The organism is Parabacteroides sp. AF27-14, from assembly GCF_003635425.1.
GTDB classification, from domain to species: Bacteria; Bacteroidota; Bacteroidia; order Bacteroidales; family Tannerellaceae; genus Parabacteroides; species Parabacteroides distasonis.
On sequence record NZ_QTLZ01000007.1, the window covers coordinates 201,223 to 209,460 of the forward strand.

Consider the following 8,238-nt stretch of genomic DNA (forward strand, 5'->3'; position numbering starts at 1 on the left):
TTCTACCAACCTAGATTTTGTTCTAAATTAGGGTTCAAAGAACGTTCACTATCCGGGATAGGAAGCAAATCATAATAATCCAAATAACCGTTCGGAAATTTAGTATCAATAATTCCCCCTTTATGATCTTTTATCACCAAAGGATAAAGGTCCTTTCCTATTTTCCAACGTCTGACATCAGACCAATAACGTCCCTCAAGGGCTAATTCTATCCGACGCTCATGACGCACTTTCTCACGAGCCTCCTCTCTAGACATCGCCAAGGACAATTCACGGATCTTGACATCATCCCTCTCCGTACGAATTCTATTCAAAATCGCTATCGCATCCGACACATTACCACCTGTTTCAATGATCGCTTCCGCTTTAGATAGTAACACATCCGCATAACGTAAAACAATGTCATTAATATATGATTGTCCTTGAGGCGGCAATTTGGCCATTTCTTGAGTCCTATATTTTCTTGTACTTAAATGCTTAAGAGGATTACCCGGATGATTAAATGCGCCTTTGGGATACAAATAATCCGGGAAGCGGGAATCTAAAATGTAAGATCCCGGCAAAACAACTGTAAAAGCCAAACGAGGATCTCGATTCTGATAAGGATTCTCCGGATCTATAGGAGACCCATCTATTGTTTCATAAGCAGCCACCAAATCATCCGAAGGAACATAACGACTACCCCTGTTCTTTCCATTAGTTCCAGTTCCACAATATTGATCCAAGTACGAACCTTGCGAATTTTCACCTTCAATATATTGAATATCAAAAATCACCTCTTTATTATTCTCATTCTCAGGATCAAAAAGTCCTTCATAGCTATGAAACAATCCATACTTCTTTAGGGCATCTATCTGCTCTACACAAGATAAGACTTCCTTATATTTCCCTTGATACAAATAAGCTCGCATTTTCATTCCCAATGCTGCACCTTTCGTAGCTCTTCCTGGTTCCGGCGCATCTACATCCAAATGATTTATTGCCACCTCATAATCATCCAACACTTGCTGCCAAGTTTCATCCAAACTCGCCCGCTTTAACTGGCGAGCTTCCTCCGAAGAAATATCAGATAAGATAAGAGGTACTCCACCATAAGTTTCAGCCAAAACAGAATATGCCAACCCTCTTAAAAAATGAGCTTCACCCAAATACATCTTTTTCTTCTCTTCCGGCAAATTTATCAAGTCTAAATTTGCCAAAAGGAAATTCGCTCGTGAAATTATCTCATAACACCTAGTCCATCGGAATGTTACTATACCTTTATCTCCCGAGCTTAGACGCCCAGCCCCTAGCTTATTAATGATTTCAGCCGTACCCCAATTATAAGCATTCGGAGTAGCACCATCCGTAACACCAAAGCCAAAAAGCCCCTCATTATATATAGCACTCTCTCGCAATCCGCCATATATGCCATTTAGGAGTAAAATGATATCAGATTCCCCCTCTGGAAAATCCGCAGATGTTATCTTATCTTTAGGATACAAATCCAAATAATTTTCCATGCATCCAGTAAAAGGAATACAAACTATAATTGATAAGCAGTATATTAATATGTATCTCATATTTTTAGAAATTAAGATTTATACCAAATGTAAATATTCTCGGAGTTGGGTAAGAATATGCGCCCGTATCAAAGGTATTTCTTTCCGGATCATATCCCTCATACCCTTTTCTTAGCATAATTGTAAATAAATTCTGAGCATTCGCATAAACATATAATCGTTGTATCTTTAACTTAGAGGTTATTGATTCGGGAAACGCATAACCTAATTGTATATTTTTTAACTTCAAAAAATCTATCCGATGCGTCCAAAACGATGATTGATAATTATCCCAAGAAGAGTCAAAACGCAACATCGGAATTTTCGAATCAGAGTTTTCGGGAGTCCAAGCATCTCTCCAAAATGTCGGGATAGCCATCCACTCATAAGACATCCTAGTTATATCATCTTGAATAAAGACATTCGCCTTTCCTAAACCTTGAAATAGAACATTTAAATCAAAACCTTTATAACGTAGTCCCGCAGAGATACCATAAGTAATCTTAGGAATCGTATTTCCGAGAACTTGCTTATCCTGATAATCCAATTTTCCATCATTATTAACATCCTCATACTTTAAATTACCCATTTGAGGTTTAAAACCATTATTTTGCATATGCTGAGCAGCCTCTTCATCCGACTGATAAATACCAATTGCCTTATAACCATACAATGCCTTATAAGGATAACCCTCACGCACCAAATATAACTGATCCGGAGAATCTCCATCTTGAAATTTCGTAACCTTATTATCGATATACGTAAAATTAAACCCTACATTAAATCCTAAACGATCTCTACTCGTCTCTAGATTATCATAGTTCACAACCAACTCAAAACCATTATTTTTCATCTCACCCACATTCTCAAACGGAGCGGTCTTATCACCTAACACATTAGGTATCGGTAATTGAACAATAATATCCGTTGTCTTTTTGTTAAAATAATCCGCTTCTATATTCAACCTACTATTCAAGAAGCCCAAATCCACACCAATATCCAAAGAAGAAGTGGTTTCCCACGTAATATTCTCATCGACTAATGCGGTCACGGCAGCCCCCGGAGCCAAAGAACCACCATAATTATAACTTAAATCATAACTCTGATCGATCACGGTTAAATAAGGCCAATACCCCTCTATAGTTTGGTTTCCTAATTGTCCCCAAGAAGCACGTAATTTCAAATTAGAAAACAGATTCAAATTCTTAATAAACGCCTCTTCACTCAAACGCCATCCAGCAGAGAAACCAGGAAAAACTCCCCAACGATTTCCTCTTTTGAAGCGAGAAGACGCATCCGCACGCAAATTCATCTCAAACAAATACTTATCAGCAAAAGAATAATTCAGTCGTCCAAAATAAGAAACCATCTTCAACCCCTCAAAATTGCCCTCTCCTTGAACACCTCCTGTTCCAGAATCAACCTGAGTTAATCCTTCTTTTGGAGGATCTGTTCTACGAGCAAATACATTCTTAATACTATAGTTTTCCAATTGAGTTCCTAATACTGCTGCCACATAATGCTTATCTACAAAACGTTTACTATAATTCAAAGTTGCCTGAAAATTATTGCGCATTGTCGATATTTGCTTTCTACTCATTACAATACCATCCTTGTTATAAGCTTTTGTTTGCATTTCAATACCAGTATCCGTATATCCATAAATAGTCTCATTATACCTATCCGTTTCTTTCCAACTACCATTTGAAGCCCACACTATCTGTAAATTCAAGTCTTTCATAAAGCTGATTGTCGCATGAGCGTCTAAAGAAAGGTAATCAGAATCCGTAGTGGAAGCCCCATTCGCAAGATGTATCAAAGGATTATATAAAGAGTACAACATCAAGCCATCCTCATCCAACGCTTGTACAGATCCAAAACGTCCATCGGCTGTATATGGAGCAATAAATGGTGTCGCTCCACTTATTTGACGATGAACCGCCTCTAAATTAAATGGTTCTTTTGCTTTTCTTTTTGTATAGCTAAAACGTCCTCCTATTTTTAACCATGAATTTACCTTATAATCCAAATTAGACCGAATACCATATCTCGCCGCATCGGAACCTATCATAATACCATCCTGTTTCAGGTAACTCAAAGATGTAAAAGCTGAAAGTTTCTCTGTTCCACTGCGTATTGACAAATTATGCCCTGTTATCAAGGCATTTTCAAAAGAAGCATCATACCAATCAGTATTTGGATATTTATATGAATCCATTCCATTCGCAAAATTAGCGATAAGTGTTTCCGGAAATAGTTTGCTAGAACCATTATTAGTCATCGCCTGATTGGCCATAGTCATGTGTTCCGCACTATTAGCCACCAAATCATAATGATCTCCTAACCATTGCGTTCCAATGTATGAATTTAATTCCACCGAAGTTTTCTCATTATTATTTCCGGTCTTGGTTGTTACCAAAATAACGCCATTAGCAGCCTTCGATCCATAAATAGCAGCACTCGCCGCATCTTTTAAAACAGAAATGCTCTCTATATCGTTTGGATTAACTTGACTAAATTCGCCTTCTACACCATCTATAATAACCAATGGATCTGTATTATTTAGTGTACCCCAACCACGAACTCTTAATTGAGCACCATCATCTCCCGGTTTTCCTGAATTTTGACTGATCCACACACCTGAAACTTTTCCCGATAATGCTTGGGAAGCATCTGTAATAGGACGGTTCGCTAATTCCTCATCAAATTTGACAGAAGAAACAGAACCTGTCAAATTTACTTTTTTCTGTGTCCCATAACCCACGACCACTACCTCTTCCAACGCTTGTGTGTTCTCAGACAAGCGAACAGATATTTCCGATGAATCACCAACTAACACCGTACGATCCATGTAACCTATATAAGAAATGACCAAAGAGGCTTTTTGAGGCACAGACAATACGAACTTACCATCCATATCCGTCACAGTCCCGTTCGTTGTGCCTTTTACCATGACATTGGCTCCGATAACCGGTTCTCCTTTCTCATCGAGGACGATTCCTGATACCTTCTTATCTTCTTGGAGGGAAGTGTTTCCTTTATCTTCCTTGATGGATAAAATAATGCTCTTGTCCAACACCTTATAGGTTACATCTGTACCATCAAAGAGCTTATTTAAGATGGAAAATACATTTTGGTTCTTCGTGTTGATAGACACCAAACGGTCTACGTTCACTTGCTTGTTATTGTAGAAAAAGCTAAACTCTGACTGAGCCTCTATCTTATCCAATACTTGTTGGACAGTCTCGTTCCTAGCCTCTAACGTCAACGAGGTTATCTGCCCATACGTACTAGTGGCTCGCAATAGACCTACCGAGAGAAATAACATGAATACCATAAGTTTCATACGCAATGGAATTTTTTTCAGAATAGCAAATAAAAATTTCACCACCCTTATATGTTGGATGCTTAAATTATTTATCATAGATTTGTCATGATTTATTGTTTATAAAAAAATTTACTACTGAGCTTGTCGCCAAACAAGCTTACCGAAGATTTTCACACGAGAGAATACGCCAATATTTTCTCGTGTGTTTTTTATATCATTTATGGGGAACGTATTTTCATATGCATTCGTATTAAAAAGTTAACAAACTAAAGGAGATCACTAAAACAACACGACTCTATCCTTTCCTATCTTACCACTATCTCTTTCTACTTTTTCCTCAAACCTATAATTTATTTTAGATGATATTTTCAAATGATCCAATATGCGAACCAAACTCTGATCATCAAATGTTCCCGTGAAAGAATTATCCTTCAAGGATTCTTTCTCGATCACGAACTCAACATTAAATCGCTTACTCAACATCCACAACACATCCGACAAGGAGGTATTTCTCAATACGATACGACCATCTTTCCAAGAGACATCTCTCAATACATATACATTATCATTCGTCTCAATCGAGTGAGTACGTTTATCATAGACCACTTTTTGAGTTGGTTTCATCAGCACAGACTGTTCCGTACCTCCTTGATCATAAAGCAGTTTCACCGAACCTTTCACCAAGGTAGTCGAGATAAAGTCGTTCTCACTATAGGCATCCATATTAAACTCCGTACCCAAGACCTCTACCCTTATCTCGTTCGAGGTATTCACGACAAATCGCTTTTTCTCATCACTTCGTACCGAGAAAAAGGCTTCCCCATCCAAAAAGACTTCCCGCTTCTCTCCTGTAAACTGCACCGGATATTTCAGACAGGAACCTGAATTCATCCAGACCTTACTTCCATCCGGCAAATCGACTGAACTGACCATCCCATGATTAGAACGTACTTCCATGTATTGCGGCATATCCTCTTTCAGCTCATTATAAATAACGGAAAGCAACAAGGGGATGAAAAGAATCACAGCAATACGCTGAAGCCATCCCCATACGGATGCCTGTCTCCGTTTACCTATTCTTTGATGAACGACCAACAGATCCTTTTCCGCATCAATCTTCCGAATCGTTCGAGCCGTATCTATCGCCGAACAAATATAACCAACCTCCTTAGCTATTTTCTCGTGTTCCTTCGACTCCTCAATCCAAGCGTTCACTCGCTCCCTCTCCAGAAGATCCAGATCCCCTGAAAAATAACGCAACAACTTAGACTCATCCATATAACTGTTTTCCATAATAAAATCGCTCTTTATAATTAAGACTAACATCAAAGGAAATCTCCTAAATGATTTCTGATTTTTTTCACCCATATCGAATATTTTATTATGTTTGTATCATGCAAAAGGGGATAAACATAGAGGACAATCAACTATTCCAAGCTGTTAAGGAGGGAGATAAGAAAGCATTCGATACGCTTTTCCTTCGGTATTATCCGATGCTATGTGCTTATGCCAAGCAATTCGTGGATTTGGAAGACGGCAAGGAGATCGTACAAGATGTCATGGTCTGGTTTTGGGAGAACAAGGAGATGCAGACGTTCGATACCTCCCTGAAAAATTATTTATTTAAATCGGTGAGGAATCGATGTCTTACCCTCACCAACCGGAACGAGATAAAACAACGAATCCAGAAAAAACTACAAGTACACATGGAGCAACTCTATGAAGATCCAGACTTCTACATCGTAGAAGAACTAGCCGGAAAGATCGAGACGGCTATAATGCGCCTACCGGAGAGCTACCGGGAAGCGTTTGAACTAAACCGCTTCCAGAATATGACCTACAATGAAATCGCCTTTAAGTTAGGCGTATCCCCCAAAACCATAGATTACAAAATACAACAAGCCCTAAAGATTCTGCGCCACGAGTTGAAGGAATACCTGCCGTTGCTGGCATCCTTGTTCACTCCGATAACGCCTATCTAAAGGACTTGTCGTACTTCTATCAGATTATCGCTTCAACGAGTTCACATATGCGTCTCGCAACGCTTGCAACTCCTTTACTTTCTGCGGATACCGCTCCGCAAGGTTCTCGCTCTCCGTATTGTCTTTCTCTAGATTAGAGAGGAACAATCCTTTCTGAGACTCTCTTTTATTCGGGGTGACATCCTCTACATTCGCTATCAATTTCCAGTTTCCGCAACGAACCGCCCACTGATCTCCAAAATCAAAATGAAGTACTTTATGAGAAGAGGACTTAGAACCATCCTTTATGACAGGAACCAAGCTCTTTCCATCCACGTCCATTTCCTCCGTGGAAAGACCGCATAGCTCAACCAATGTCGGGAACCAATCGATATTCATCGCCAACTGATTGCGCACTTCTCCTTGAGGGAGTTCTTTAGGCCAACAGATGATAGCCGGAACTCGGATACCTCCCTCAAACATAGAGAACTTCCCTGAGCGATAAGGGCCACTATAGCCACCTCCCCTGAAAGTACGATCCTCCATGCTATGCCCGTTATCCGACTGGAAGACTAGAATCGTATTTTCCGCCAGTCCCTCGGCAGCCAAGAAGGTACGTAACTCCCCTAAATAATCATCGAAAGTAGAGACAAACGCCGCATACATTCTTCTAGGGTTAGGTAAGTCCGCATAATAATCCAGCCATTTCTCGCTGGGCTGCAATGGGTAATGAGGGATATTTACCGCCCAATAGATAAAGAACGGTTTCTCTTTATCCTCCGTGGCGAATTTTTTGATCTCTTTCAGATTCTCTGCGGCGAAGAAGTTGCCCGGAGAATAGATCTCCCTCTCATTCTGCCACAAATCATGTCGGTTCGGACCACCCCAATAATAGAAATGGGAATAATTATCCACACATCCACCTCGTATTCCCCAAAAGTAATCGAAGCCTTGCGCATTGGGACCTTCCTCCAAGCGTTCTCCTAAATGCCACTTACCAATTAAAGCGGTACGATAGCCATTTGACTTCATTCGTTCGGCCAACGTTTCTCTCTCTGCCGGTAAACCATTTCTTCCCGCATTGGTCGTAAGTCCGGCACGCTTGGCAAACTGTCCTGTTAGCAAAGATGCCCTTGAGACCGAACTGACAGGCGCACCATAAAATTGAGTAAAACGAACCCCTTGATCCGCCAATGCGTCCATATGGGGAGTACATAAATCTTTCGCCCCAAAGCAATTCACATCCAGTGATCCATGATCGTCCGTATAGATCAAGATCACATTCGGATGAGCTGGCTGAGCCTCAACGATACCAGCGAGCAGAAGCCCGCCGGTAGTTAAAATGAGTTGTTTTATATTCATTGTATAATAATTTATCGTTATAAATTTGCATAAACATTCAACATCA

The 8,238-nt window shown here is 39.9% G+C and carries 5 protein-coding genes; 1 reads left to right on the forward strand and 4 read right to left on the reverse strand.

All coding sequences use genetic code 11. The annotated features are described in order from the left end of the window. Nucleotides 1-2: 2 nt before the first annotated feature. From DWY79_RS09920 to DWY79_RS09930, 3 genes are all read right to left on the reverse strand, one after another. Entirely contained in the window at nucleotides 3-1,562 is a 1,560-nt protein-coding gene (locus DWY79_RS09920) for a RagB/SusD family nutrient uptake outer membrane protein (RefSeq protein ID WP_122369290.1), read from the reverse strand. Nucleotides 1,563-1,566: 4 nt separating this feature from the next. Further along, nucleotides 1,567-4,869: a TonB-dependent receptor gene (locus DWY79_RS09925; protein ID WP_370449949.1), complete on the reverse strand. Its 3,303-nt coding sequence runs from the start codon at nucleotides 4,867-4,869 to the stop codon at nucleotides 1,567-1,569. A gap of 279 nt (nucleotides 4,870-5,148) precedes the next feature. Further along, complete coding sequence (locus DWY79_RS09930) at nucleotides 5,149-6,162, reverse strand: FecR family protein (RefSeq protein WP_158593845.1); 1,014 nt, start codon at nucleotides 6,160-6,162, stop codon at nucleotides 5,149-5,151. 101 nt (nucleotides 6,163-6,263) lie between these two features. On the opposite strand from DWY79_RS09930, the gene DWY79_RS09935 reads away from it, so the two are divergent. Continuing rightward, nucleotides 6,264-6,851 (forward strand): RNA polymerase sigma-70 factor, encoded by a 588-nt coding sequence (locus DWY79_RS09935; RefSeq protein WP_122369292.1) that lies wholly within the window; start codon nucleotides 6,264-6,266, stop codon nucleotides 6,849-6,851. A 24-nt stretch (nucleotides 6,852-6,875) separates the two neighbouring features. On the opposite strand, the gene DWY79_RS09940 is transcribed toward DWY79_RS09935, so the two are convergent. Next, a complete protein-coding gene (locus tag DWY79_RS09940) occupies nucleotides 6,876-8,192 on the reverse strand; it encodes a sulfatase (RefSeq protein ID WP_122369293.1) in 1,317 nt (438 codons plus the stop codon). Between the last annotated feature and the right edge of the window lie 46 nt (nucleotides 8,193-8,238).